General features: G+C 63.9%; 28 protein-coding genes. 4 read left to right on the top strand and 24 right to left on the bottom strand.

Annotated features, from left to right (window positions below; all coding sequences use genetic code 11):
- Positions 1-142: 142 nt before the first annotated feature.
- From RFM98_RS18505 to RFM98_RS18465, 9 genes are all read right to left on the bottom strand, one after another.
- Positions 143-757: a LysE family translocator gene (locus tag RFM98_RS18505; RefSeq protein ID WP_112096583.1), complete on the bottom strand. Its 615-nt coding sequence runs from the start codon at positions 755-757 to the stop codon at positions 143-145.
- Between the two features lie 194 nt (positions 758-951).
- Complete coding sequence (locus tag RFM98_RS18500) at positions 952-2,403, bottom strand: amidase (protein ID WP_320310229.1); 1,452 nt, start codon at positions 2,401-2,403, stop codon at positions 952-954.
- Positions 2,404-2,408: 5 nt separating this feature from the next.
- Complete coding sequence (locus RFM98_RS18495; protein WP_320310228.1) at positions 2,409-3,314, bottom strand: ribokinase; 906 nt, start codon at positions 3,312-3,314, stop codon at positions 2,409-2,411.
- Positions 3,315-3,504: 190 nt separating this feature from the next.
- Positions 3,505-3,987: a hypothetical protein gene (locus RFM98_RS18490; protein WP_320310227.1), complete on the bottom strand. Its 483-nt coding sequence runs from the start codon at positions 3,985-3,987 to the stop codon at positions 3,505-3,507.
- Complete coding sequence (locus RFM98_RS18485; protein WP_320310226.1) at positions 3,962-4,513, bottom strand: hypothetical protein; 552 nt, start codon at positions 4,511-4,513, stop codon at positions 3,962-3,964. Before RFM98_RS18485 ends, RFM98_RS18490 begins: the two co-directional genes overlap by 26 nt.
- Positions 4,480-4,872: a PDZ domain-containing protein gene (locus tag RFM98_RS18480; protein ID WP_320215457.1), complete on the bottom strand. Its 393-nt coding sequence runs from the start codon at positions 4,870-4,872 to the stop codon at positions 4,480-4,482. The genes RFM98_RS18485 and RFM98_RS18480 overlap by 34 nt, the downstream gene beginning before the upstream one ends.
- A gap of 23 nt (positions 4,873-4,895) precedes the next feature.
- Positions 4,896-5,369, bottom strand: a complete 474-nt coding sequence (locus RFM98_RS18475; RefSeq protein WP_320310225.1) for a hypothetical protein — start codon at positions 5,367-5,369, stop codon at positions 4,896-4,898.
- Between the two features lie 238 nt (positions 5,370-5,607).
- Positions 5,608-6,510: a methylated-DNA--[protein]-cysteine S-methyltransferase gene (locus tag RFM98_RS18470; protein WP_320310224.1), complete on the bottom strand. Its 903-nt coding sequence runs from the start codon at positions 6,508-6,510 to the stop codon at positions 5,608-5,610.
- Between the two features lie 269 nt (positions 6,511-6,779).
- Positions 6,780-7,274, bottom strand: coding sequence for a DUF2244 domain-containing protein (locus RFM98_RS18465; protein ID WP_320310223.1), 495 nt, complete (start codon positions 7,272-7,274; stop codon positions 6,780-6,782).
- A gap of 22 nt (positions 7,275-7,296) precedes the next feature.
- Here RFM98_RS18465 and nth point away from each other — a divergent pair, with 22 nt between their 5' ends.
- On the top strand, positions 7,297-8,103 hold the full coding sequence (nth, locus tag RFM98_RS18460; protein WP_320310222.1) for an endonuclease III: 807 nt from the start codon (positions 7,297-7,299) through the stop codon (positions 8,101-8,103).
- 13 nt (positions 8,104-8,116) lie between these two features.
- Here nth and RFM98_RS18455 read toward each other — a convergent pair whose 3' ends face one another.
- On the bottom strand, positions 8,117-8,572 hold the full coding sequence (locus RFM98_RS18455) for a DUF2214 family protein (protein ID WP_320310221.1): 456 nt from the start codon (positions 8,570-8,572) through the stop codon (positions 8,117-8,119).
- Between the two features lie 291 nt (positions 8,573-8,863).
- On the opposite strand from RFM98_RS18455, the gene RFM98_RS18450 reads away from it, so the two are divergent.
- Complete coding sequence (locus tag RFM98_RS18450; protein ID WP_430682326.1) at positions 8,864-9,412, top strand: GNAT family N-acetyltransferase; 549 nt, start codon at positions 8,864-8,866, stop codon at positions 9,410-9,412.
- Between the two features lie 117 nt (positions 9,413-9,529).
- Here the strand turns inward: RFM98_RS18450 and RFM98_RS18445 are convergent, their stop codons facing one another.
- The 9 genes from RFM98_RS18445 to RFM98_RS18405 form a co-directional block, all read right to left on the bottom strand.
- Entirely contained in the window at positions 9,530-12,016 is a 2,487-nt protein-coding gene (locus RFM98_RS18445; RefSeq protein WP_320310219.1) for an EAL domain-containing protein, read from the bottom strand.
- A 360-nt stretch (positions 12,017-12,376) separates the two neighbouring features.
- On the bottom strand, positions 12,377-12,775 hold the full coding sequence (locus tag RFM98_RS18440) for a DUF1801 domain-containing protein (protein WP_320310218.1): 399 nt from the start codon (positions 12,773-12,775) through the stop codon (positions 12,377-12,379).
- An 80-nt stretch (positions 12,776-12,855) separates the two neighbouring features.
- Complete coding sequence (locus RFM98_RS18435; protein WP_320310217.1) at positions 12,856-13,305, bottom strand: DUF1801 domain-containing protein; 450 nt, start codon at positions 13,303-13,305, stop codon at positions 12,856-12,858.
- Positions 13,305-13,538 carry a hypothetical protein gene (locus RFM98_RS18430; protein WP_320310216.1) on the bottom strand — a complete coding sequence of 78 codons (234 nt, stop codon included), beginning with the start codon at positions 13,536-13,538 and terminating at the stop codon, positions 13,305-13,307. The genes RFM98_RS18435 and RFM98_RS18430 overlap by 1 nt, the downstream gene beginning before the upstream one ends.
- Positions 13,539-13,577: 39 nt before the next feature.
- Complete coding sequence (locus RFM98_RS18425; RefSeq protein WP_320310215.1) at positions 13,578-13,970, bottom strand: VOC family protein; 393 nt, start codon at positions 13,968-13,970, stop codon at positions 13,578-13,580.
- A gap of 78 nt (positions 13,971-14,048) precedes the next feature.
- The gene (locus tag RFM98_RS18420) at positions 14,049-14,459 is read right to left on the bottom strand and encodes an SRPBCC family protein (RefSeq protein WP_320310214.1); all 411 of its coding nucleotides are present in this window, start codon (positions 14,457-14,459) and stop codon (positions 14,049-14,051) included.
- The gene (locus RFM98_RS18415) at positions 14,456-14,779 is read right to left on the bottom strand and encodes an ArsR/SmtB family transcription factor (RefSeq protein WP_040990288.1); all 324 of its coding nucleotides are present in this window, start codon (positions 14,777-14,779) and stop codon (positions 14,456-14,458) included. Before RFM98_RS18415 ends, RFM98_RS18420 begins: the two co-directional genes overlap by 4 nt.
- 150 nt (positions 14,780-14,929) lie before the next feature.
- Entirely contained in the window at positions 14,930-15,397 is a 468-nt protein-coding gene (locus RFM98_RS18410; RefSeq protein WP_320310213.1) for an NUDIX hydrolase, read from the bottom strand.
- Positions 15,398-15,543: 146 nt separating this feature from the next.
- Entirely contained in the window at positions 15,544-15,840 is a 297-nt protein-coding gene (locus RFM98_RS18405) for a hypothetical protein (RefSeq protein WP_320310212.1), read from the bottom strand.
- 127 nt (positions 15,841-15,967) lie between these two features.
- Between RFM98_RS18405 and RFM98_RS18400 the strand changes: the two genes are divergently transcribed.
- Together RFM98_RS18400 and RFM98_RS18395 are read left to right on the top strand one after the other, a co-directional pair.
- Positions 15,968-16,213 (top strand): hypothetical protein, encoded by a 246-nt coding sequence (locus RFM98_RS18400; RefSeq protein WP_320310211.1) that lies wholly within the window; start codon positions 15,968-15,970, stop codon positions 16,211-16,213.
- Positions 16,210-16,806 (top strand): invasion associated locus B family protein, encoded by a 597-nt coding sequence (locus RFM98_RS18395; RefSeq protein ID WP_320310210.1) that lies wholly within the window; start codon positions 16,210-16,212, stop codon positions 16,804-16,806. Before RFM98_RS18400 ends, RFM98_RS18395 begins: the two co-directional genes overlap by 4 nt.
- Before the next feature lie 289 nt (positions 16,807-17,095).
- Here the strand turns inward: RFM98_RS18395 and RFM98_RS18390 are convergent, their stop codons facing one another.
- The 5 genes from RFM98_RS18390 to RFM98_RS18370 are packed head-to-tail and all read right to left on the bottom strand — an operon-like array spanning position 17,096 to position 23,466.
- Positions 17,096-17,788, bottom strand: a complete 693-nt coding sequence (locus RFM98_RS18390) for a response regulator transcription factor (RefSeq protein WP_320310209.1) — start codon at positions 17,786-17,788, stop codon at positions 17,096-17,098.
- On the bottom strand, positions 17,785-20,508 hold the full coding sequence (locus RFM98_RS18385) for a DUF4118 domain-containing protein (protein WP_320310208.1): 2,724 nt from the start codon (positions 20,506-20,508) through the stop codon (positions 17,785-17,787). Before RFM98_RS18385 ends, RFM98_RS18390 begins: the two co-directional genes overlap by 4 nt.
- A 56-nt stretch (positions 20,509-20,564) precedes the next feature.
- Entirely contained in the window at positions 20,565-21,128 is a 564-nt protein-coding gene (gene kdpC / locus RFM98_RS18380) for a potassium-transporting ATPase subunit KdpC (protein ID WP_320310207.1), read from the bottom strand.
- Positions 21,129-21,139: 11 nt separating this feature from the next.
- Entirely contained in the window at positions 21,140-23,233 is a 2,094-nt protein-coding gene (gene kdpB, locus RFM98_RS18375; RefSeq protein WP_320310206.1) for a potassium-transporting ATPase subunit KdpB, read from the bottom strand.
- Positions 23,230-23,466, bottom strand: a complete 237-nt coding sequence (locus RFM98_RS18370) for a hypothetical protein (RefSeq protein ID WP_320310205.1) — start codon at positions 23,464-23,466, stop codon at positions 23,230-23,232. The genes kdpB and RFM98_RS18370 overlap by 4 nt, the downstream gene beginning before the upstream one ends.
- Position 23,467 lies beyond the last annotated feature (1 nt).

Below are 23,467 nucleotides of genomic sequence, written 5' to 3'. Positions count from 1 at the left end.
GAGAAGGTGGCCTCGCGAAGCGAGGTCGGATGAGGGGTGTTCCAGGTAATGCCAACGCCTCACTTCGCTGGAACACCCCTCATCCGTCTCGGCGCTGCGCGCCGATCCACCTTCTCCCACAAGGGGAGAAGGGGAAGACTGCTCACTTCGCCTTCGAGAACGCCAGCCACAACCCGCCGCCGACCAGGAAGCTGCCGCTGATCCTCGACATCAGCCTGACGCGGCTGGCAGACAGCAGGCGGCCGGCGCGGCCGGCGGCAAGCGCGTAGGTCGAGTCCGACATGGCGGCGAAGATCATGGCGGTCAGGCCCATCACCACGATCTGCAGCGTGTAATTGCCCTGCGGCGCGATGAACTGCGGGAAGAAGGCGCCGAAGAACACCAGCGTCTTCGGATTTGAGATCGCCACCAGAAAACCCTGCAGGAAGAAGCCGCCGCGCGGCTTTCTCGCCGATCCGTCGGGGTTCAGAGTGCCTTTGGCGCGGAACATCTGCACGCCCATCCAGATCAGATAGGCGGCACCGATCAGCCGCACCCATTCGAACCAGTGGCCCATGCCTGCGATCAGCGTGTTGAGGCCGATGCCGACGATGGCGATCATGATGGCGAGCCCGGCCTGGGTGCCGGCTACGTTGGCCAAGCCCGCTCGCGAGCCGTGGCGGATGCTGTTGGCGATGATCAGCGTCACTGTCGGACCGGGCACCAGGATGATGACGATGCAGGCGACGACATAGGTTGCGTAAAGTTCCAGCGACATGGTCTTTCCTCGAACGGGACAGAGCGCCGCGGATCAATGCACGGCGCCGCTGCCGGCGCAAGCCGTCCGGCCTTGCCAACCAAGGTGGCTTAAAAGCGCGTCGCGCTGAACCGGATTCAGGCGACGCGCTTTAAGTCTTTGTTTTGATGCATGTCGTTGTCCCAGAACCGCTGCACACCTCTGGGCGACATGCATTAGGCCGCTCCCGCCGACCAGGGCAGCGTCGCCTCATAGGCGGCGCCGGCTTTGAGCACGGCGAGGTCGCCGCGCGGGCGGCCGATCAACTGCATGCCCATGGGCCGGCCTTTGTCGTCGAAGCCTGCCGGCACGTTCAGCCCCGGGCAGCCGCCGAGCGTGGCAAAGGCCGAGACCTGCATCCAGCGGTGATAGCTGTCCATGGTCCGCCCGGCGACCTCGCGCGGCCAATGGGTCGAGACGTCGAACGGAAAGACCTGAGCGCTGGGCAGGGCGATCAGGTCGAAGCGTTCGAACAGTGCAAGCAGCGTGCGGTGCCAAGAGCTGCGCCGGACCGTTGCGGCATGGACTTGCGGCGCGGTGAGACGCATCGCCTGTTCTACTTCCCAGACGGCCTCAGGCTTCAGAAGCCTGCGTTTTGCCGGATCGTCGTAATGCGTCTTCAGCCCGCAGCCGCTGCTCGCCTGGCGCAAGGTGACAAAGGCCTGCCACAGCGCCTCGAAGTCGACATCCGGGACCAGCGCTTCACTGTGGAACGACGCGTCGGCGAAGCGCGCAAGGGCGGCCTCGCAAAGGTCGAGGACGCCCGGTTCCGTCGGCAGGTGCCCGCCGAGGTCGCCCAGCCAGGCGACGCGGCCGCCGGACGTCTTCGCCCGCAAGCCGTCGAGGAACGAGCCCTCTTTGGCATATGACAGTGGCGCTTGCGGGTGATAGCCAGCCTGTTCATCGAGCAGCAGCGCGATGTCGCGCACGCTGCGGCCCATCGGTCCTTCGACGCCCATCTGGGAATGGAAGACCTCGAAAGCCGGGCCGGCGGGCACGAGACCCTGCGAGGGACGGAAACCGTAGACGTTGTTATAGGCGGCCGGATTGCGCAGCGAACCGCCGAAGTCGCTGCCGTCGGCGACCGGCACCATGTCGAGGGCCAGCGCCACGGCCGCGCCGCCGCTCGAGCCGCCGGCGGTCAGCACCGGGTCGAAGGCATTGAGCGTCGGCCCGAAGACCGGATTGTAAGTGTTGGAGCCCAGGCCGAATTCCGGAACATTGGTCTTGCCGATGATGATGACGCCGGCCTCGCGGATGCGCTCGACGAAGAATTCGTCCTCGTCGGGAATGAAATCGGCGAAGATCGGTGAGCCGAACGTGGTTCTGAGCCCCTTGGTCAAAGCGAGGTCCTTGATGGCAATGGGCAGGCCGAACAGCGATCCGGCCTCGCCGCCCCGGGCCAGATGGGCATCGGCCCTGTCGGCTTCGGCCAGGATGTCGGCGCGCTCGCGAAGCGAGACGATGGCGTTTACCAGCGGGTTCACCGCCTCGATGCGGTCGAGGAAGGCGCTCACCACCTCGCGCGCCGACAGATGGCGCTGCCTGATGTTGTCGGCGAGATCGACAGCGGAGAGGCGGCAGATATCGCCCGCCGGCGGCACGGCATGTTTTGTGACGGGGCGCATGGCGGCTACCGTGCCGCCGCCAAGGCAGCGTCGACATCCTTTGCCAGCGGGATAGCCGGCTGCGCGCCGGGCTTCAGGCAGGCGAGCGAGCCGGCCACGGCGGCGCGGGTAAGCGCTTCCTGAAGCGGCAGGCCGGATGACAGGCCGGCACCGAAATAGCCGCAGAACGTGTCGCCGGCGCCGACGGTGTCGACCGGGGTGATCTTCAGCGCCGGAATGGCGAGGAAATCGTCCGGCGTGGCCGCCAGCACGCCGTCGCCGCCCAGCGTGACGACGATCGCGCGGCCTGTCTTTAGGGCATAGTCGCGCATGCGGGCAGGGCGGTCGCGCCCGGAAAGCGCCAGGGCCTCGCCATAGAGATCGAACTCGGTTTCGTTGGCGACGGCATAATCGGCCTTGCCGAGGAAGCCGGCGGCTTCAGAACGGAAGGGCGCGGTGTTGAGCACGCTGACGGCGCCCGCCGCGCGCGCCGCGTCAAGCGTGGCCTCGACCGTCTGCAGCGGGATCTCGTGCTGCAAGAGCACGACATCACCTTTCTTGAGGTAGGCCTTGGCGACATCACCCGGCACGACCGAGTCGTTGGCGCCGGGCACGACGGCGATGACGTTTTCGCCGTCGGCGCCGACCAGGATCAAGGCCGTGCCGGTGGAGGCGAAGCTCTCGCCCACGCCGGAGAGGTCGACATTGCCGGCCTTGAGCAGGGCGAGCGCTTCGGCGGCAAAACTATCCTTGCCGACCGCGCCCACCATGCGCACCTGCGCGCCGGCGCGCGCCGCGGCCAAAGCCTGGTTGGCGCCCTTGCCGCCGGGCGCGGTGGCGAAGCTGGAGCCGCGCACCGTCTCGCCGGGTTCCGGCAAGCGGTCGACATTGGCGATGAGGTCGAGGTTGATCGAACCGACAATGATAATCAAAAAAGTGCCTCCCGCTGAAGCGGGTCGGCCTGTGCTGAAAGGCGGACCTGCTCCAAGAATCTGCTTTTTGCGCAATTCCGGGCGAAATACGTGAAGCGCTTTCGTGGAATTGCAGGCTGGGCGCGAAGCTAGCCGCAAAGCCCGCCGGTTGCCAGATCATGTCGGTTGCGCGAGCCTTTGGCCCACAGCATCATTCACAGCGGACCGTGACCATGCCCTGATAATTGCCGGCCGGGAAGATGCCGGGCGACTTCGTGGCGGTGAGATCGACCTGGATGGTGTGGGTGCCGTTGGTCACCCGCTGCGGCGAGCTGCCCGGAATGTCCACGCCTGAGCCGTCGAGGCGGAAGACGGAGGCGAAAGTTACATTGGTGTCGCCGCCGCTCGGCGCGGACGTGAAAGCGGCCGGCGCGGGCGCGGAAACGGTATAGCAGTCTAGCAGGTTTAGGACGGAACACAGCGTCGAATTCGCGGTGATGGTGGCGCCGGCGCTCGACCCGCCCGCCTGCTTGGAGCCGAAGATGTTGATAGAGGGGTTCGATTTCATCGTTCCCGACGCCCCGATCATGATGGTGCAGGTGCCGACGATCGCCGCCTGTGCCGGGAGACAGAAGCCGGCAAGCGCTGCTATCGTGAGCAGCGCGCGGCTATTTCCTCTTCTTTTTCTTTTCATTGCCGGTTGTGCCTCTGATGCTCCAGCCTTCGTTGGCCCATCCTGCCGATGTCGCCGAGCGGGCCGCGGGAGCCGCGGAAGCCGTGGCGGCGGTGCTCGTCGTGCTCCCCGTTGTCTGGCCGTCGGCGCCAAGGCCCATTTTCAGGAGCTTCAATTCAAGCTGCAGGCGCTCGACTTCCAATTCATAGAGGCGGCTGCAATCGACGCGTTTCGGCGTCCGCCCGATCGGGATCACCACGCGGCCATATGTGGCGATGTCGCTATTGGTCTGGTTGCTGCTGTTGTTGCCCTGGATGACACCGAGGTCGAGATAGGCGCCGCTGCCGGAGACGGCTGAGCGGCAGGTCGTGCCGTCGCTGGCATGAACCTCGTCCTGGCCCTGAGGCAGGCTGACGCCGGGCAGACTGAAACCGGTCTGGTTCTGGTTCAGGTTCAGGATGTCCTCGGCAAGCCCCTGACTTACGACAGCCAAGGGGGGCAGCAGCGACAAGGTCAGAACCTGCGATGCCCGAAAAACTTTCCGCATATCTGTGCCCTTATCTGCGTCTGCTCGCTTGGAAAGGGAATACTCTCGGTACAGATACGCACTTTACGCTCGTTCGCGCCGTCGAACGGGACGACCACCAGAACCGGACGCGATGCCTGGCCGGCCAGAAGGAAGGCGCTTGGCGTGATCTTGGCGTCGACCGGCTGGAAATCCTGGTCATAGACATGAACCTCGACACGTATGCGCTGGTTGTACGGGTTGCCTGGGAAGACACGAACGGCGAAGGCATCCGCGAAGGATCGCACCTCGCCCCGCATCGGCGTCATCGACTGGCCGGTCGCGGCGATGGGAGACAGCACGGCGGTCAGGCCCGCCGCCAGAATTGCAATCGTTCTCAAGGACCGCTCCTTTCGCGACAAGACTATTCGCAGCGCAGCGTCACCGTTGCCTGGTAGTTGCCGGCGGAGAAGCGGTTTGTGCCGCTCTTGGTGCCGACAAGATTGACGGCGACCGTCGATGTGCCCGGCACCGTCAGCGCGGTCGCGGTGCCGGTTTCGGCAATCGTCTGGGCGCCGGAAGTGGCAAAGGTGGGGGTCCATGTCGTCGCCGTAGTGTCCGAGGCCGGCACGGTCGTCGTGGTCACCGGGTCTACGCTGAGCGAGACGCCGCCCGTGGTATCGACCTGAGCGCTGCCGGCCGAGCCGCCGGCATTATGCGAGCTCAGCGACTGAAGATTGCTGCTGACGGTCATCGTGCCGTTAGAATTGATCGTGACTGTGCAGGTCGCGGTGATCGTACCGTTGAACAGCACATTTCCGGTGGTGGCGGCCGATGCTGTCTGGCCGGCGCAGGCGGCCAGCAGGCTCGCAGCCATGACGGCGCGAAGGAAGTTCATTGAGACCCCTCTTTCGAGCCGGATGGTACGGCTCAACATAGGGTCATCTTCCCTTTATCGTGGTTAATTTAGCGTTAAATCGAATAATAATGGAAAGCAACTTCAAAGAAAACCGGCGATATAACCAGAGGTTGCCGCCGGTTGTATTTTGTCAATAATTTGATCAGCTTATTTGAACTGTACCGATTTATATTTCGATACACGGTTTTTCGCAATGGGATGCCAAAAAATCGATGTTTCAGGACACCTGCCCCGCTTCCCAACCAAGGATTGCGCGCTTGCGCGTCAGGCCCCAGTGATAACCGGTGAGCGCGCCGGATTTGCCCAGCGCGCGATGGCAGGGCACCACGAACGACATCGGGTTGGCGCCCACTGCGGCGCCTACGGCCCGGCTGGCGCTCGGCGCGCCGATGCTTGCCGCGATCGAGGAATAGGTGCAGGCCCTGCCCATCGGGATGCGCAGCAAGGCTTCCCAGACGCGCAGCTGAAAATCGGTGCCGATCATCACCACGCGCAGCGGCTGGTCGGCGCGCCAATGCGTCGGGTCGAAGACGCGCGCGGCGTAAGACTGGGTGGCGGACATGTCCTCGACGTAAGTCGCGTTCGGCCAGCGGCCGGACATGTCGGCGAAGGCAGCCCGCTCGCCGCCGGCGTCACAGAAGGCCAGGCCGGCGAGACCCCGGTCGGTGACCATGATCAGCGCGATGCCGAAAGGCGAGATGTGGTAGCCATAGCGGATGGTGAGACCCGCGCCCCGGGTCTTGTAGTCGCCGGGCGACATCGCCTCATGGGTGACGAAGAGGTCGTGCAGCCGGCCGGGGCCGGACATGCCGAGCTCGAACGAGGTCTCCAGGAGCGGCATGCCGGAATCGAGCAGCCTGCGCGCATGATCGAGCGTCACCGCTTGCAGGAAGGCCTTGGGCGACAGGCCGGCCCAGCGGGTGAAGAGTTTCTGCAGGCCGGTCGGCGTCTCGCCGACTTCCTCGGCCAGGACCTCGAGCGAGGGCTGGTCGCGGTAGTCGAGGCTGATCTTCTCGATGGCGCGGCGCACGACCTCGTAGTCGCTGCCTTCCGGCGTGATGTCGTTCTGAAGGATCGCTGACGGTTTCATGCGGGTATTCATGGTTATCTGGGCGTTCATGGCAATATCTCCTTGAGCGCGAATATCGTTCTTCCAGAGCTTTGCAACCACCCGAAACTTGCCTTCCTGCCGCCCAGCTTCGAGCCGAAGAGGACGGTCATGGCCGGCGAAAAGGTAAATCTGACCGGAGCAAGGGAGACCTTGCTGATGACGCTTTACGGCAAGGCGTTGGAGAGCCGGCTGGTCCGCGCGTCTCTTCGTTGGCCTCTGGAAGCTTATCCCCGCTATGCGCAAGGTCGGCTGGCTGCTGCGCTACCGGTTCTGATGCGTCAACGCGCCTTGGCGGTCGCCAGCGCGCGCGAAAAGGCGGTCGCGAAACTTTCGCGGTCGTCGGGGTTGAGGAAGCCGCCGATCGCCACGCTCTTGCCCTGCGCCTCCACGGCCATTTTGGTGATGCCGATCTCGCTGTGGCGGGCGATCGAAAACCGTGTCCAGAACGGATTGAAATGATGTGCTTCCGAACGGCCGGACGGCGCGGTCTTGCGGATGTCGAGGCTGGTGCGCGAGACCGATATTTCCTCGCGGGCGCGCGCGGCGCGGTAATTGGCGCGGAAGGCGATGTAGACGGCGATCACGTCGAGGCCGAAGAAGCCGAACACCGGCCAGGCGCCGTGCGCCAGGAAGAACGCGCCGATGACGATCCAGCCGAACAGAAGCGCTCCCATCAGGATCAGGAAGCCGGTGCGGCCGAGCGAGCGGTGCGGCGTCAGCAAGGCCTGGAAAAATGGCTCGTCGGCCTGGAACGAGGCGTTTGTGTCGCTCATGAGGGAATATTATAGGAAGGAAATGGCGCCTCCCAAATCCAAAAAATCCGTAGCTGTCAAAAAGTCTCAACCCGCCGTCGCCGGCGGCGGGCGGGCGCCCGGTCGACGGCCGCGAAAAGCCGCGTCGCGGTCGCGTTACAGCCCTGCCGAGGTGCATGAGATCTTCCGGCGCTTTTGTGTGCAGCGGCCGGAGCCGAAGGGCGAGCTCGACTATGTCAATGCCTTCACCCTGCTGGTCGCGGTGGTGTTGTCGGCGCAGGCGACCGACGCCGGCGTCAACAAGGCGACGAGGGCGCTGTTCGCGGCGGCCGACACGCCAGCCAGGATGCTGGCGTTGGGCGAGGCCAAGGTCGGCGACTATATCCGTACCATCGGTCTGTGGCGCAACAAGGCCAAGAACGTAATCGCGTTGTCGAAGGCCCTGGTTGACGACCATGCGGGCCAGGTGCCGCAGGATCGCGACGAACTGGTGAAGCTGCCGGGCGTCGGGCGCAAGACCGCCAATGTCGTGCTCAACGTCGCCTTCGGCCAGCACACCATGGCGGTCGACACGCATATCTTCCGCATCGGCAATCGGATCGGGCTGGCCCCCGGCAAGACGCCGGAACAGATCGAAGAGGGGCTGCTCAAGGTCATCCCGGCTGAATATATGCGCCATGCGCATCACTGGCTGATCCTGCATGGCCGCTATGTCTGCAAGGCGCGCAAGCCCGATTGCCCGGCCTGCGTCATCGCCGACATCTGCAAGTCGAAGGAAAAGACCACCGACATACCGGCGCCGCCGGTGCCGATCGCGCCGCTGAATGAGACGTTTCCGGCCGAGGTCTAGGTGGTTTTCCGCTCTAGTAACCGTAGCCGCGTGCCATTGCCGCGGCAAAGACCGGGATGAGCAGAAAGATGAAGCCCTCGGCGCGGACATAATTCTTCACCGAGGCGAGTTCCGCCGCCGGCACCGCGAAGGAAGGATTGCCGCTCGCCTGCCTGTTCCAGGAGAGGAAGCGCATGGTCGGCACGATCGACAACAGGCCGACGATGATGAAGGCCACCATCTTCGCCCAGAACACCCAGTTGTAGACATAGAATTCCCAGCCCTTCAGGCCTAAGAACACCCGGCAGATGCCGACGATGACGATCAGCGCGGCGATGATGCCGTAGTGGCGGTCGATGCCGGCAAGGCGCTTGAGCGTCGCCGCCCCCAAATCGCCGCGTACCATCACGAATTCGGCGCCGATGATGCCGGCCAGCGAGAACACCAGCAGGTGATGGAGGATGGCCAAGACAAGATCAGTGGTGTCCATGTTCTTTCCCTGCGCTAAAGCGCGTCGCGCTGAAACGGATTCAGGCGAGGCGCTTTAAGTCCTTGTTTTTATGCATGTCGTTGTCCCAGAACCGCGTACACGTCTGGGCGACATGCATTAGGCGGCGGCGCGACGTGGCTTAATCGTGTAGGTTCGAAGAGTAGCATCGTCGGTCAAAATTCCCAGACGCCGAAATCGTAGCGCTGGAGGATGACCCGGCCGATCCTGGCCCTTGCTCGAACGTGCTGGTTTGCTAAGCGCTGCCGCCTCAATGGAGGGGAATGCATGAGCATGAAAACGGAAGCCGGCGTGCCGATACTCGAGACGGCGCGCACCATTCTGCGGCCGCACCGGCTGGACGATTTCGAAACCTATGCCGCCATGTGGGCAGAGCCCGCCGTCACCCGTTTCATCGGCGGCAAGGCGCGCACCCGCGAGGAGAGCTGGATGCGTTTTCTTCGCCATGCCGGCCTGTGGTCGCTGATCGGCTACGGCTTCTGGGCCATCGAGGACAAGGCGTCGGGTTCTTTTATTGGCGAGGTCGGCTTCCACGACCTGAAGCGAGACATCCAGCCATCGCTTGAGGGCGTGCCGGAAGCCGGCTGGGCATTAGCCTCGGAGGCGCAGGGTCAAGGACTTGCGAGCGAAGTCGTCGGGCAGATCGTCGCCTGGGGCGATGAGGCGTTCGGGCAGGCGAGAACCGTTTGCATCATCGATCCGGAAAATGGCGCCTCGCTCAAGGTGGCCGAAAAGAACGGCTATCGCGAAATGCTGCGGACCACCTATCACGAGAAGCCGACGATCCTCTTGGAGCGGCAAGCCGGAGGGGCGAATGCCTAGAAGGTGGGACTACTAAAGCGCGTCGCGCTGAACCGGATTCAGGCGACGCGCTTTTAAGTCTTTGTTTTGAAGCATGTCGTTGTCCCAGAACCGCTGCACACTTCTGGGCGACACGCTCTAGCCGACCTTGCGGAGCAACGTCTGCGCCGAAGTCCGCCGGGTGTCTGCGGTTGCACCGCGCTCGATCCGCGCGCGCCCCAGCACCGTGGCAGCGTCGAATGGCTGGGGCCGCGCAATCGCATAGCCCTGCGCATAATCGACGCCGATCGCTTTCAAGGCCTCGATGATGCCGTCACTTTCGACGAATTCGGCGATGGTGCGTTTTCCCGTCACCTTGCCGATGTGATGGATCATCTCGACCATCGCGCGGTCGATGCGGTCGTCGAGCATGTCCTTGACGAAGCTGCCGTCGATCTTGAGGTAGTCGACCGGCAAATGCTTCAGATAGGCGAAGGACGACATGCCGGAGCCGAAATCGTCGAGCGCGAAGCGGCAGCCCAGTTCTCGCAGGTCGGCAATGAAGCGCATGGCCTCGGTCAGATTGGCGATGGCGCTTGTCTCGGTGATCTCCAGGCAGATCGTTTCGGGCGCAATGGCCTGCGCGGTAAACTGCTCGCGCATGAAGCCGAGAAATGTTTCGTCGCCGAAAGTGGCGCCCGAGAGATTGATCGCGCAGGTGGATATCGGCGTCGCGCGCGGGTCGGTGCGCCTGGCCGCCAAAGTGGCAAAGGTGTTGCGTACCACCCAGCGGTCGATCGCCGGCATCAGTCCGTAGCGCTCCGCCGCCGGAATGAAGCTCTGCGGGGTGACGAAGCTGCCGTCCTCGTCGGTCAGCCTGAGCAGGATTTCCATATGCGCGCCCTGTTCCACGATATCGTCCCGCAGCGGCGCGATCTCCTGCGCATGCAGCCTGAAGCGGTTCTCATCGAGCGCCGCATGCAGGCGCTGCACCCAGGCCATCTCGCCGAAGCGCTCGCGCAGTGCGGTGTCGCCGTCGCTGTGGAACTGGACGCGGTTGCGGCCCTTTTCCTTGGCCATGTAGCAGGCCACATCGGCGGCGCGCAGCACCGCTTCCAGCGTCATGCCGGCATCGGCGACTTCGACCATGCCGATGCTGACGCTGATGTTGAAGGGACGCCCTTCCCAGGAGAAGTGCAGATCCTGGACCGTGGCGCGCAACCGTTCGGCCGTGGCGGCGGCACAGTCGGCGTCGCAATCGAAGAGCAGCACGCCGAACTCGTCGCCGCCTAGCCTCGCCAGAATGTCGCCGGGCGGCAGCTCATTGGCGAGCAGCACCGAGATCTGGCGCAGCAACTGGTCGCCGGCGGCATGGCCGCACGTATCGTTTACCAGCTTGAACTGATCGAGGTCGAGGTACATCAGCGCATGCCGGCGCGGACTTTCCGGTGCTTCGGAGATCGCGCCTGCCAGCCGGTTCTCGAAGTCGCGGCGGTTGACGAGACCGGTCAGCGCATCATGCGATGCCTGCCACGACAGGCGCTCGATATAGTCCTGCTCGCGCGTCATGTCGTGCAGGGCCAGGACGCAACCCAGGATCGTGCCGGAAACGATCAGCGGAGCGCCATTCAGCGCCACCGGCACGACCGAGCCGTCGGAACGCTCCATAAGCTGCGGGCGCACATTGGAGCGGCGCGGCTCGCCTGCCAGCAGGCGCGGGATCAGGTCGGCCTCCTCGACGCCGCTGTCCTTGTCGACCAGCCGGAACAAGGAGTTGAGCGGTTTTCCCTTTGCGGCGGCCAGTGGGCAGGCAAGCAGCCTTTCCGCTCCGGCATTCATATAGTCCAGCCGTCCCTCGGCATCGGTGCTGATGACGGCCTGGCCGATCGAGGCCAACGTGATCTGAGCACGCTCGCGCTCGGCATTGAGGGCGTTCTGAAATGTCTGGCGCTGATTCATCAGCTTGCGCGTGCGCCAGACGGCGAGCAGGATAAGCAGGGCGGCGGTGGCGAGATTGGCGGCCGTCAGCGCCATCTTGATAAAGCGCGATCCCTCGCCGAGGCTGTCGGAAAAGGCCTTGGCAAGCGGTCCGATCTGGCGGTCGAGCTGGTGGATTTGCGCCTTCCAGAGACCGGTCTCGGCCGCCGACGCCGGCCCGTTCTCGAGCCTTCGATGCATGTCGTCGCCAAGTCTTTCGATGGCGAGGATCATTTCGTCGGCGGCCGTCCAGTGGCCGATCGCGGTATCGAGATAGCTCACGCGGCGGAAATTCCGGAACAGCCAGATCAGGCCGGCGACATCGTCGGGGTGATTGTTGCCGCCAAGAAAGCCGAGCCGGGCCGCGTTCGTGTCGGGCTCGGCCTGTTCGAGCGCCAGCCGCGCGGCGCGATCGGCCAACGGCACGGCGATGGCTTGACGATATTCGCTGAAATATTCTTCCTGGCCGGTATCGGCATAAAGGCTCAGGAAATAGATGGCGTGCTTCTGTCCTTTCGACCATTGGCTTTCGCCGCCGACATAGGCGCGGACGGCCGATAGTGTGTGGAGGCTGAGGGTCGCAACCAGTGCCTGGATCAGGACGACCGCGACGAAGGGCCAGACCAGCCCTATGAGACGCGGACCGGCATCGGTCGATGAGAGCTTCATCCCATTCCCATGGAGCTTGTGCTGGCTCGCTTGGTGTCTGTCCGACCGGCTCATCCGTCGGTTGAGACGATGTTCTTCCCCGCATGTCGCCCGGTTACCGGCGACAATACTCCACATAACGCGCCTGGCTTAACGGGCGATAAATTTGTCCAGTATTTGTTTCACGAGTTATTGCACGGCAACGCCCGGACGCTTGCGCAACGTAATGGCGATATTTAGCGCATAGTATCCGCCGGAAGGGATGCGGTTCGGTATAACATCAACTGCTTAAATGCCGGCCTTCAACACGGATTGCCCTCGAAGGCGCAGAACAAAAAAGCCGGCGCGATCAATGCGATAGCGCCTCGCCGCAGCCGTCTCTCAGCGCTTGGCCTTGGATTTGTTGAGGGCCACAGCTTCGCGGACGAGTGCCTTCAGCGCATCGGCGTCGACCTCGTCGCCTTCCTTGAAATCGATGGCACGCCTGGTGTTGCCTTCGAGGCTGGAGTTGAAGAGCTTCGCCGGATCGGGCAGCGCCGCGCCCCTGGCGAAGGTCAGCTTGACGACGGCCTTGTAGGTCTCGCCGGTGCAAATCATGCCAGCGTCCTCCCAGACCGGCACGCCGCGCCATTTCCATGTCTCGACGGCCTCCGGCGCGGCTTGCCTGATCAGGGCGCGGAGCCGCGCAAGCGTCTCGCCGCGCCAGTCGCCGAGTTCCTTGATCCTTGCGTCGATCAACTCGGACGGAGACTTGCCGTCCTGCGCGCCGCCTTGTTGCATGTCCGATTCCTCCCTCGATGCTGGATAAGAAATCGCCACCATGGCCCTTTCAGGGAGGCGGCGCTTGATCTTTCGTGCGCTTACATCCGTTCGCCAGGCAACTGGCTCGCCTGCTTCACCCAGGAAACGAATTTCTCCTCGTCGAGCCGGTCGTTCTCATGGATGTGGAAATAGCGTATGTCCTTGCTCCTGGATTCGCCGGGCGGCACCGGCTTGAGCGACATGCCGCGAAAGAAGGCCACCTTGATGTATTTGGTGAAGCAGTGGATGCCGAGAAACCAGCCTTCGCCTTCCATTCCGTAAAATGGAGAGTTCCATTTGACGGCCTTCTGCACGTTGGGGACGGCCTGCATGATGAGTTGGTCGAGCCGCCTCCCGGTCCCGCTCTTCCAGCCCGGCATCGCCGCGATATAGGCCTGCACGGGAACATCGCCGTAGCCCTTGGCGATCTGCGGGTTGCCGCCTGACAGCAGGACGGGCTTCGCGGCCGGGGAATCGGCGGCAACCTTCTGCGATTTCGCCTTCGCCATCAGGCCGATCCTATGCGCCCGCGCACCGGCTCATCGCGCCGCCTGGCGGCATAGGGCAGCACGAACATGTAGAGGCCGCTGAACAGCAGCAGGAAAAGCGGAATCAACGGCGAATAGACGATCCAGGCGGGCGGTGGGCCCATGGCCATGGCGGCGAAATTGGCAACAACGGTGAGGGTGAAGATGATCGACAGCCAGCGGTGAAGCTGCCTGATCCACTTGCTCCAGTTCAATCTAACCTCCCTTGCAAATGACGAGACGGATCGAGCTGCCTACCAGCGCGCCAGCTGCGAAAGCTGAATGAGGTTGCCGCAGGTGTCGTCGAGCTGCGCGATCGTCGCGCCGGTCACCGCGGTCGGTGCCATGGCAAAGTTGCCGCCATTGGCCTTGATACGCTCATGGTCGCCCTTGATGTCGTCGCTGAAAAGCATCAGCGCCGGCTGGCCCTGTTTGAAGATGGCCTGCTGATAGGTTTTCGCCGCCGGATTGTCGTTGAGCGCCAGCTGCAGTTCAGTGCCGTTCGGATCGTCGGGCGAGGTAACGGTAAGCCAGCGAAATGGTCCATTGGTGAAGTCGGCCTTCTTGGTGAAGCCCAGAACGTCGGTATAGAAACCAAGAGCCTTTTCCTGGTCGTCGACATAGATGCTGGTCAGCTTGATCTTCATTTTCGTGTCTCCATTGCTTACGCCTGCGGTTTGCCGCCCGCCCAGGCCCGTCTCTGTCTCTTGAAGCTTTGGCGGACTTCAATCGATCCGCGAAAGCAACTGCTCCAAGGCCGTGAAGTTGCGCTTCCAGCCCACCGTGGCGCCGCGGTAGTACGGCTCCTGGTCGGGGCGGAAGCCAACCTGCTCCATGCGCAGATGCGTGCCCGTGTTCGTCGGGGTGAGCGTCCAGGTGACCACGCTCTCGAGGTCCTTGGTGTCCCAGCTGTAGGACAGCGTCCTGTTGGGCTCGACCGTCTGCACCTGGCAGTCGACGCCTCCCCAATCCGCGCTCAGATTGAAGCGATGGTCCACGACCGGCTTGAAATTGTTCTTCATCAGCCACTCCTCGATGAGATGCGGTTGGGTGAGCGCGCGCCAGATCTTTTCCGGTGGAAAAGGTATCTCGCGCTCGACAATCACGGAGCGCGTTCCGGCCGGCATTTCATTCATTGATCCATCCTTTTGAGCAGATCTTCCAGATCGTCGAACCGGCTTTCCCAAAACCCCGCCATGTCGCGCGTCCAGTCCATCAACGGCGCGAGCGCTTTGAGCTGAGCGCTGTAATGGGTCTGGCGCCCTTCATGGCGGTCGCGCACCAACCCCGCCTCCTTGAGCACGCCGAGATGCTTGGACACCGCAGGCTGCGACACGCCGGCCTGCGCGGTGAGGGCTCCGACCGTCTGCTCGCCTTGACGACACAGACGCTCGAAGATGGCGCGCCTTGTCGGATCGGCAAGCGTCCTGAACAGCATATCGTGCGCGGTGGTCATCGCAATCAATAACCCGTTGGCTATTGATCGACGTATAACCGCTCGGATATGTATAAGTCAAGCAGCGAATGAGGGCGCTCGGCCGAAACCGCGGCTGTGGGTCTATACCGGCATGCCGGTACGGCCCGAACGATACTGAACAGGCGTCTGTTATGCCGGGTCGGCTGACGGAACGGTCAAATCCCTCAGCAGTGTCGAAAGCTCCGGCTCGTCGATGAGCAAGGCGGCGTCTGCCGCCGGTAGCCACGCGCGCTGCCGGTTCGCGGCTTCCTGCCAGTCGGCAAGCTCCTCGGTGACCTGGAGCAGATAGACCGAAACATCCACGCGAATGAAGCCGTTGGTCATGCGTTTCCAATAGGAATAGGTGCCGGCAGGCTGCTTCAGCGTCTTGCCGAGAACGCCTGCTTCCTCCTGAGCTTCGATCGTTGCCGCCTTGCGCCCGGACTTGCCCTTCATCGGCCAACCCTTGGGCACGATAAAACGCCGCGTGGCGCGTGAGGTGACCAGCAACACTTCGAGGCCGCCGTCCTCGCGCAACCGAAACGGAATGGCCGCTACCTGGCGGATCCGCTGCCCTTTCCTGGCCCGGCGAACTGCTTTCTTCTTGGTTGTTGCCATCCCAAATTCCGGTGAGAGCAGCGCCCCTGCCATACGCTATCCGCGCGGGCAAAAACCCGTCCCCTGCAAACCCTAAAACCACTGCCCTTGCAATCCGGCATTTTGCCAGCAAGTAAGTCGGCTAATAAACTGAAAAAAGTGAAATGTCAGCGGCAAACCCGCGAAATCGTGTTGCCGACCGCTTCCATTCGACATGTCTGGTCATACACCGGCACATCGGGCCGCGGCTTGGGCGCGGTCTGCCGGTCAAGCTCGCGATACAATTGCTGCTGCTGTTGGTATTGTTGCCGCTGCAAACTGTTCTGCAACTGCTGCAGCTGGTTCTGCTGCACCAAAGCGTTGCGATTCGTCGGGATGACGACCTGCGCGTAAGATGGCGCAACCTGAGAAATTGCGACCGCCAGCAAGGTGCCCGCAAGAACAGTCAGGGCGTGACGAAGCATTTGGTCGGCTCCCATGCGAAAAACCATGTGTTTTATATAGTGCGGCCGGCCAACGGCGCCATGGGCGACTGCGAAACGTGATGCTGTTCACGGAGGCCGGCGCCGAGTTCTCCACCAAGCGGTGGAGATGGAGGGGCGCTTTACCGCCGCCGAGAATCTGCTCGGCAACCCAGCATTGCACTTGACGGAAGCTATCGATTCGCCGCTCTATCGGGTCGGCGCCGGGCTGGAGCTCGATGGCGTCAACGGCGTCGGCCTGGCGGTCGGGTACAACGGCGCTTTCGGGGAAACGGTCAGGCAGAACGCAGTCAGCGCGTCCCTGAAGGTCAGCTTCCAGCTGACGCGGGGCGGGGGCCAAGAAGGGATGTCATGAGGACGAAGTACGCGTATCTTGCGGCGATGCTGGCAGCCGCCTGCATCGCAGGTGTGCCGGCGGCGGGGCTTGCCGCCCAGAACAAGGGCGACAAGGTGGCGCCTGCCGCTCAGCCCGCCGACGCGGCAGCCAAGCCGCAGCTGCCGGGTGGCGCCTCGGCGTTGTCAGAAACGCATGGCGACTGGACTGTCAACTGCCAGGTCACCGGCACCAACAAGGTCTGCAGCCTGTCGCATCAGCAGTTCAACAAGCAGAGCGGCCAGCGGCTGCTGGCGATCGAATTGACGACCAAGACCGGCCGGGACGCCGCCGGTACGCTGGCGCTGCCCTTCGGGCTTGCCTTGGCCAACGGCATCTCGCTCGAGATCGACGACAAGAAGCTCGATGGCACGCTGCAGTTCAATACCTGCCAGGCGGTCGGCTGCCTGGTGCCGGTGGCGTTCGATGCCGATACCACGCCGCTCTTGCAGAACGGCACCACGCTGAAGATCAACGCCACGGCGGCCGACACGACGCAGCCGATCTCCTTCACCATCTCACTCAACGGCTTCGGCAGCGCGCTCGCCCGAACGGCTGATTTGTCGGCGGATTAGTTTTCGTCGGGATCGCTGCTATATGTTGGCGGATGCGCCTGCAGAGATTTTGCTGAAGCGCCTATCGCTTTGTCATCCTATGGCGGAGCAAGGAGCGAAGCGACGCAGCCCAGACCATAGGATCCATGCCGTGGCCTCGAAGCTTTGCGACGATGCAGATTCTGCTCCGCCGCGCTCCTTGGCCGGCGTAACTGCATGGATCCTCGGGTCTACGCGTCCGCTTCGCTCCCGCTCCGCCCGTGGATGACGACGTTGAGATGCTTCGGCCAACCACAGCGGTTTGCGTTGGCTATTCCACCTCACGCAAACGGTAGCCGACACCGGTCTCGGTGATGATGTAGCGCGGCTGGTCCGGGGTCTTCTCGATCTTCTGCCTCAATTGGCGCACGTAGACCCTGAGATACTGGACGTCGGTCGAGTCGTTCCAGATATGCTTCATCAGGAACTGGTGGGTCAGCACCTTGCCGGCATATTGCACGAGCATGCGCAGGATCTCGTATTCCTTGGGCGACAGTTTTACGTCCTTGCCCTCGACCTTGACAATGCGCTTCACCAGGTCGACCGAAAGGTCGCCGGTGTGGAATACCGGCTTCTCGCCCTGCTGCTGGAATTTGTGGCGCAGCGCCACGCGGATGCGGGCGACAAGCTCGTTCATGCCGAAGGGCTTTGTCACATAATCGTCGGCGCCGAGCTCGAGCGCCGAGACGATGCCGGCCTCGTCGGTGCGGCTGGAAAGGATGACGACCGGAATGTCGAGCCCGTCGCTCCGCCATTTGCCGAGCAGCTCGAGACCGGTCATGCCGGGCAGGCCGAGATCGAGCAGGATCAGGTCGGGCCGCTCGGTCTGCATGAGTTCGATCGCCGCCCTGGCGTTCGGCGCTTCGGAGACCGCATAGCCCTGACTGCCGAGGCCGACGCGCAGCAATTTACGGATCGGCGGTTCGTCGTCGACGACCAAGATGGAGACGGTCTGATTTGTCATGCCGCATCGTCCGTAAGGGGTGCGCCCGGCACAGGCAACTCAACCGGCACCGGCATGCGGATGGTGAAAATCGCGCCTTGCCGGTCGGTGCGGTTGGCGGCTGCGATCGTGCCGCCCATCGCCTCGATGAAGCCGCGGCTGATCGACAGGCCGAGACCGGTGCCCGCGCGCACCTGGTCGCGTTTGCGCACGCGGTAGAAGGTGTCGAATATCCGCTCCAGGTCATCGGGTGGGATGCCCGGCCCCTCATCCATGACCTGCAGGATGACGGCGCCGTTGTCGACCCAGGCCTGCAGCCGGATGGTCGAACCGGGCGAGGCATATTTGGCAGCGTTGTCGAGGAGGTTGAACAGCGCCTGCTCGAACAGCACCGGATCGAGCCGCAGCATCGAGAGGTCAGCCGGAATATCGGTCTCTATCGTGTGCTCGGCGGTGATCTTTTGTGCCCGGCTCAGCGCAGAGCCGACTACATCGCCGACATAATGGAGCCCGTAGTTCGGCTCCATCGCGCCCGACTCGATCCTGGTCATGTCGAGCAGATTGGCGATGAAGCGGTTCAGCCGCTCCGCTTCGCTGACGACCGTCGACAGAAGCTCCGCGCGATCCTTCTCCGGCAACGCCGGCGCGAATTCCTTGAGCGTGCCGGCCGCACCCATGATCGCGGCGAGCGGCGTCTTCAAATCATGCGAGATCGAGGTGAGCAACGCCGAGCGCAGCCGGTCGGCTTCGGCCGCAAGCCGGGCGCGGTCGACATCGGCGACGAGCTGGACACGCTCGATGGCGACCGCGGCCTGGTCGGCCAAGGCGTCGAGCAGGCGCTGCTGCTCCGGTGTCAGCAGGGGCCCCTGCTTGTCATTGTCGAGGCCAACCACGCCGATCGCGGTTCGCCCCGTGCGCAAGGGGAGATAGAGACGTTTTGCGCCAGGCAAGGTGTCGGCGCCGCGGCCGGCGGCGCGGTTGTGCTCCCAGGCCCAGCGGGCGGCCGCGATATCGGCCTCGGCCAGGGTGTCGTCCGGCGGATAACCGGCCTTGACGGTGATGGTGCCGTTTTCCGGCAGCAGCAGCACGACCCGCACTTTCAGCATCGAGGCGATCTGAAAGGCGGTGGCCCACAGCACGTCGTCGAGCATGCCGGCGCCGGCAAGCTTCTTGGAGAAGGAATAGATGTCCTCGGTGGCGCGTGCCCGCGAGCGCGCGGCGACTGCCTGGCGCTGCACGCGCGCCGTCAGATTGCTGGCGATCACGGCCACGACGAGGAAGACCGCAAAGGCAACGATGCTTTCCGGATCCCTTATCGTCAGCGTGTAGCGCGGCTCGAGGAAGAAGAAGTTGAAGGCAAGCGCGCTCAGGAAACAGGCATAGAGCGCCGGCCAGAGTCCGAACGTCACGGCGGCTGTCAGCACCGACAGAAGCAGGACACTGGCGAGATTGCGGACGTCGAGGAACTGGTCGAGGATCGAGCTGACAGCCAGCGCGCCGGCGACATAGACCGTCGAGAACAGATAGGGCCAGATCTGGAAAGGCTTCTGCTCGGGCGCCGCTTTCACCCGCGCCGGCGGCGTGTCGGCATCGCGCCCGGCGCCCGAAATGACATGGACGCTGATGTCGCCGGCATTGCGGATCAGATCATAGGTGAGCGAGCCCTCGATCAGCTCGCGCCAGCGCGAACGGGTTGGCCTGCCGATGACGATATGGGTGAAATTGTTCGCCGTTGCGTGGCGCACGATGTCCTGGGCGACGTTCTGACCCGGAACGGTGGTGATCTCGGCGCCGAGCTGTTCGGCAAGGCGAAGATTCCTGGCCAGGCGGTCCTTGTCCTCCTCGGACAGGCCCGCCAGGCGAGGCGTGTCGACGTGGAGCGCCGTCCAGGGCGCGCGCAGCCGGTCGGCGAGGCGGCGCGCATAGCGGATGCGCGCCGCTCCGCCAGGCTGTGAGTCGACGCAGACGAGGACGCGCTCGCCGGCCGCCCAGGGACCCGGAATGGCGTGCGACTGCATGTGGTTGAGCAGCTGTTCGTCGACGCGCTGGGCGGTGCGGCGCAGGGCCAGCTCGCGCAGCGCCGTCAGATTGCCCGGCGAAAAATAGTTCTCGATGGCGCGCTGCGCGGTGTTGGGGAAATAGACCTTGCCGTCCTGCAGCCGTTTGATCAGGTCGCTGGGGGTGAGGTCGATGACCTCAATGTCGTCGGCCTCGTCGATGATGGAATCGGGAACCGTCTCGCGCACCCTGACGCGCGTGATCTGGGCGACGACGTCGTTCAGGCTCTCGACATGCTGGATGTTGAGCGTGGTGTAGACGTCGATGCCTTGGGCAAGAATCTCCTGCACATCGAGATAGCGTTTGGGATGCCGGCTGCCGGGCGCGTTGGTGTGGGCAAGCTCGTCGACCAGGACCAGGGCGGGACGCCGCTTCAGGATGGCGTCGATGTCCATCTCGTCCAGAGTTTGGCCGCGATGCTCGACCAGGCGGCGCGGGATCACCTCATAGCCGTCGACCAGGGCCTGGGTTTCCTTGCGGCCGTGCGTCTCGACGATGCCGATTACGGCGTCGATGCCGTCGGCGCGCTGGGCGCGGCCCGCCATCAGCATCTCATAGGTCTTGCCGACGCCGGGGGCCGCGCCGAGAAATATGCGCAGGCGGCCGCGGCCCTCGCGCTCGGCATGCTCGAGGAGCGCGTCGGGGGACGGTCGGTTCTGGGGAGCGGTCCTGTCGTCCGGCATCAGGTCCAATCATGAATTGAGCCGGGGGGCGTGTCGATCCCCGGCGCGGAGGCTGATTACTTCAGGTCATCCAGCGCCAGGTTGAGCGCGAGCACGTTGACCGTCGGCTCACCCATGAAGCCCAGCTCGCGATCCTCGACATGGCTTTCGACGAGCGCCTTCACCTTGGGTTCGCCCACGCCGCGGGCCTTGGCGACGCGCGGCACCTGGAAATAGGCAGCGTCGGGGCTGATGTCGGGATCGAGGCCGCTGCCCGAGGTGGTGACGAGGTTCATCGGCACCGGCGTATTCGGGTTTTCGGCCTTCAGCTTCTCGGTGTCACCCTTGATGCGTTCGATCAGCTTCGGATTGGTCGGGCCGAGATTGGAGCCGCCGGAGGCGCCGGCGTCGTAGCCATTGCCCGCGGCCGACGGCCGGCCGTGGAAATAGCCGTCGCTGGCGAAGGCCTGGCCGATCAGGCCAGAGCCGATCACCTTGCCGTCCTTGGTGATCAGGCTGCCATTGGCCTGGTTCGGGAACAGCGCCTGGGCAATGCCGGTCATGCCGATCGGATAGATGAGGCCGGTCAGCACCGTGAAGAAGACGATCATGACGATCGCGGGCCTGAGTTGCTTGAACATCGGGGTTGTCCTTATGCGAGGCCGAGGGCCGTGACGATCAGGTCGATCGCCTTGATGCCGACGAACGGCACGATGATGCCGCCAAGGCCGTAGATCAGCAGGTTGCGGGTGAGCAGCGAGCCGGCGCCGATGGCACGATACTTCACGCCTTTCAGCGACAGCGGGATCAGCGCGATGATGATCAGCGCGTTGAAGATGATAGCCGACAGGATGGCGCTCTGCGGCGTTCCCAGATGCATGATGTTGAGCGCCTGCAGCGGACCGGTCGACTGGCCGGGCGCAACATAGAAGACGGCGAACATCGCCGGGATGATGGCGAAGTACTTGGCCACGTCGTTGGCGATCGAGAAGGTCGTCAGCGAGCCGCGCGTCATCAAGAGCGCCTTGCCGATCTCGACGATCTCGATCAGCTTGGTCGGATCGCTGTCGAGGTCGACCATGTTGCCGGCCTCGCGCGCGGCGACCGTGCCGGTGTTCATGGCGACGCCGACATCGGCCTGGGCGAGCGCTGGCGCGTCATTGGTGCCGTCGCCGCACATGGCGACCAGCTTGCCCTTGGCCTGCTCCTGGCGGATCAGCGACAGCTTGTTCTCGGGCGTCGCCTGGGCGAGGAAGTCGTCGACCCCGGCTTCGGCGGCAATTGCCGCCGCGGTCAGCGGGTTGTCGCCGGTGATCATCACCGTGCGGATGCCCATCTTGCGCAGTTCGGCGAAACGCTCGGCGATGCCGCCCTTGACGATGTCCTTGAGATGGACGACGCCGAGCAGGCGACCGTCGCGCTCGACCGCCAGCGGCGTGCCGCCGGCCTTGGCGATCTCGTCGGCGATCGCCTGCAGGTCGCGGATCGTGTCGCCGGCCGGACGGGCGCCATGCGCGGCGGCCGTCGCCTGGCTGACATGGGCAAGCACCGCATCCACCGCGCCCTTGCGCACCGACGAGCCGTCACAGTCGACGCCGCTCATGCGGGTCTGCGCGGTGAAGGGCACGAAGGTCGCGTGCAGCGTTGCCATGTCGCGGGCGCGGATGCCGTATTTCTCCTTGGCCAGCACGACGATCGAGCGGCCTTCCGGCGTCTCGTCGGCCAGCGAGGCAAGCTGGGCCGCATCGGCCAACTCCTGCTCGGGGACGCCCTTGACCGGGCGGAACTCCGTCGCCTGGCGGTTGCCGAGCGTGATGGTGCCGGTCTTGTCGAGGAGAAGTGTATCGACGTCGCCGGCGGCCTCGACGGCGCGGCCGGACATGGCGAGCACGTTGAAGCGCACAAGGCGGTCCATGCCGGCGATGCCGATGGCCGACAGCAGCGCGCCGATCGTGGTCGGGATCAGCGTCACGAAGAGCGCAACCAGGATCGTCACCGAGATATAGCCACCCGAATAGGAGGCGAAGCTCGGAATGGTCGCGGTCGCCAACACGAAGATCAGCGTCATGCCGACAAGCAGGATGTTGAGCGCGATCTCGTTCGGGGTCTTCTGGCGCTCCGCACCTTCGACCAGCGAGATCATGCGGTCGAGAAAGGTATGGCCCGAAGCGGCGGAGATGCGCACACGGATCCAGTCGGACAGCACCTGGGTGCCGCCGGTGACGGCCGAACGGTCGCCGCCGGATTCGCGGATGACCGGCGCGGATTCACCGGTGATCGCGGCTTCGTTGACGGATGCCACGCCTTCGATCACCTCGCCGTCCGAAGGGATGATGTCGCCGGCTTCGACCAGCACGATGTCGCCGACCTTCAGGCTGGTGCCGGGCACCAGCTTGAACTTCGAGCGATCGCCATTGGCGAGCAGCTTGGCCTGGGTCTCGGTGCGCGCCTTGCGCAGCGAGTCGGCCTGCGCCTTGCCGCGGCCTTCGGCGACGGCCTCGGCGAAATTGGCGAACAGGACGGTGAACCAGAGCCAGATGATGATCTGCAAGGTGAAGCCGAGATCGCCGCCGCCAGTGACGAGATCCTTGACGAACAGCACGGTGGTGAGCGCGGAGACGACGGCGACGACGAACATCACCGGGTTCTTGACCAGCGTGCGCGGATCGAGCTTGCGGAAGGCGCCGCTGATCGCCGGCACCAGGATGCGGGCGTCCATGATAACAGCGGATTTGGCCTGGCTCATTTCGAGGCTCCAGTATCGATGATGGTTGACGGCGCCGGCTGCTCGGTCTTCGGGAAGAGGTGCGGAAGGCCAACTGCCAGCAGCCACAGCACGAACAGCACGGCCGCCATGCCGAGAAAGGTTGAAAGCGTCGGGAAAGGACGAGGATTCTCATCCCTTCCGTTGTCGGGCGCTCCGTCACCGGTTTGGTGACGGTCGTTGCGACGTATGTCGTTAAAGCGGGGCATGGTCATC

The organism is Mesorhizobium australafricanum, assembly GCF_033977265.1.
Lineage (GTDB): Bacteria > Pseudomonadota > Alphaproteobacteria > Rhizobiales > Rhizobiaceae > Mesorhizobium > Mesorhizobium australafricanum.
The sequence above is the reverse complement of the archived record's forward strand: the minus strand, read 5'-3'. Positions and strand labels throughout refer to the sequence as shown.

Coding starts and splice junctions, on each gene's coding strand:
- RFM98_RS18390 (WP_320310209.1), bottom strand. CDS start 17,788: ATGACAAATCAGACCGTCTCCATCTTGGTCGTCGACGACGAACCGCCG.
- RFM98_RS18395 (WP_320310210.1), top strand. CDS start 16,210: ATGAGGACGAAGTACGCGTATCTTGCGGCGATGCTGGCAGCCGCCTGC.
- RFM98_RS18410 (WP_320310213.1), bottom strand. CDS start 15,397: ATGGCAACAACCAAGAAGAAAGCAGTTCGCCGGGCCAGGAAAGGGCAG.
- RFM98_RS18385 (WP_320310208.1), bottom strand. CDS start 20,508: ATGCCGGACGACAGGACCGCTCCCCAGAACCGACCGTCCCCCGACGCG.
- RFM98_RS18435 (WP_320310217.1), bottom strand. CDS start 13,305: ATGGCGAAGGCGAAATCGCAGAAGGTTGCCGCCGATTCCCCGGCCGCG.
- RFM98_RS18450 (WP_430682326.1), top strand. CDS start 8,864: ATGAAAACGGAAGCCGGCGTGCCGATACTCGAGACGGCGCGCACCATT.
- nth (WP_320310222.1), top strand. CDS start 7,297: ATGGCGCCTCCCAAATCCAAAAAATCCGTAGCTGTCAAAAAGTCTCAA.
- RFM98_RS18445 (WP_320310219.1), bottom strand. CDS start 12,016: ATGAAGCTCTCATCGACCGATGCCGGTCCGCGTCTCATAGGGCTGGTC.
- kdpC (WP_320310207.1), bottom strand. CDS start 21,128: ATGTTCAAGCAACTCAGGCCCGCGATCGTCATGATCGTCTTCTTCACG.
- RFM98_RS18505 (WP_112096583.1), bottom strand. CDS start 757: ATGTCGCTGGAACTTTACGCAACCTATGTCGTCGCCTGCATCGTCATC.
- RFM98_RS18440 (WP_320310218.1), bottom strand. CDS start 12,775: ATGCAACAAGGCGGCGCGCAGGACGGCAAGTCTCCGTCCGAGTTGATC.
- RFM98_RS18415 (WP_040990288.1), bottom strand. CDS start 14,779: ATGACCACCGCGCACGATATGCTGTTCAGGACGCTTGCCGATCCGACA.
- RFM98_RS18425 (WP_320310215.1), bottom strand. CDS start 13,970: ATGAAGATCAAGCTGACCAGCATCTATGTCGACGACCAGGAAAAGGCT.
- RFM98_RS18405 (WP_320310212.1), bottom strand. CDS start 15,840: ATGCTTCGTCACGCCCTGACTGTTCTTGCGGGCACCTTGCTGGCGGTC.
- RFM98_RS18500 (WP_320310229.1), bottom strand. CDS start 2,403: ATGCGCCCCGTCACAAAACATGCCGTGCCGCCGGCGGGCGATATCTGC.
- RFM98_RS18455 (WP_320310221.1), bottom strand. CDS start 8,572: ATGGACACCACTGATCTTGTCTTGGCCATCCTCCATCACCTGCTGGTG.
- RFM98_RS18470 (WP_320310224.1), bottom strand. CDS start 6,510: ATGAACGCCCAGATAACCATGAATACCCGCATGAAACCGTCAGCGATC.
- kdpB (WP_320310206.1), bottom strand. CDS start 23,233: ATGAGCCAGGCCAAATCCGCTGTTATCATGGACGCCCGCATCCTGGTG.
- RFM98_RS18465 (WP_320310223.1), bottom strand. CDS start 7,274: ATGAGCGACACAAACGCCTCGTTCCAGGCCGACGAGCCATTTTTCCAG.
- RFM98_RS18370 (WP_320310205.1), bottom strand. CDS start 23,466: ATGACCATGCCCCGCTTTAACGACATACGTCGCAACGACCGTCACCAA.
- RFM98_RS18475 (WP_320310225.1), bottom strand. CDS start 5,369: ATGAACTTCCTTCGCGCCGTCATGGCTGCGAGCCTGCTGGCCGCCTGC.
- RFM98_RS18420 (WP_320310214.1), bottom strand. CDS start 14,459: ATGAATGAAATGCCGGCCGGAACGCGCTCCGTGATTGTCGAGCGCGAG.
- RFM98_RS18400 (WP_320310211.1), top strand. CDS start 15,968: ATGGAGGGGCGCTTTACCGCCGCCGAGAATCTGCTCGGCAACCCAGCA.
- RFM98_RS18490 (WP_320310227.1), bottom strand. CDS start 3,987: ATGAAAAGAAAAAGAAGAGGAAATAGCCGCGCGCTGCTCACGATAGCA.
- RFM98_RS18485 (WP_320310226.1), bottom strand. CDS start 4,513: ATGCGGAAAGTTTTTCGGGCATCGCAGGTTCTGACCTTGTCGCTGCTG.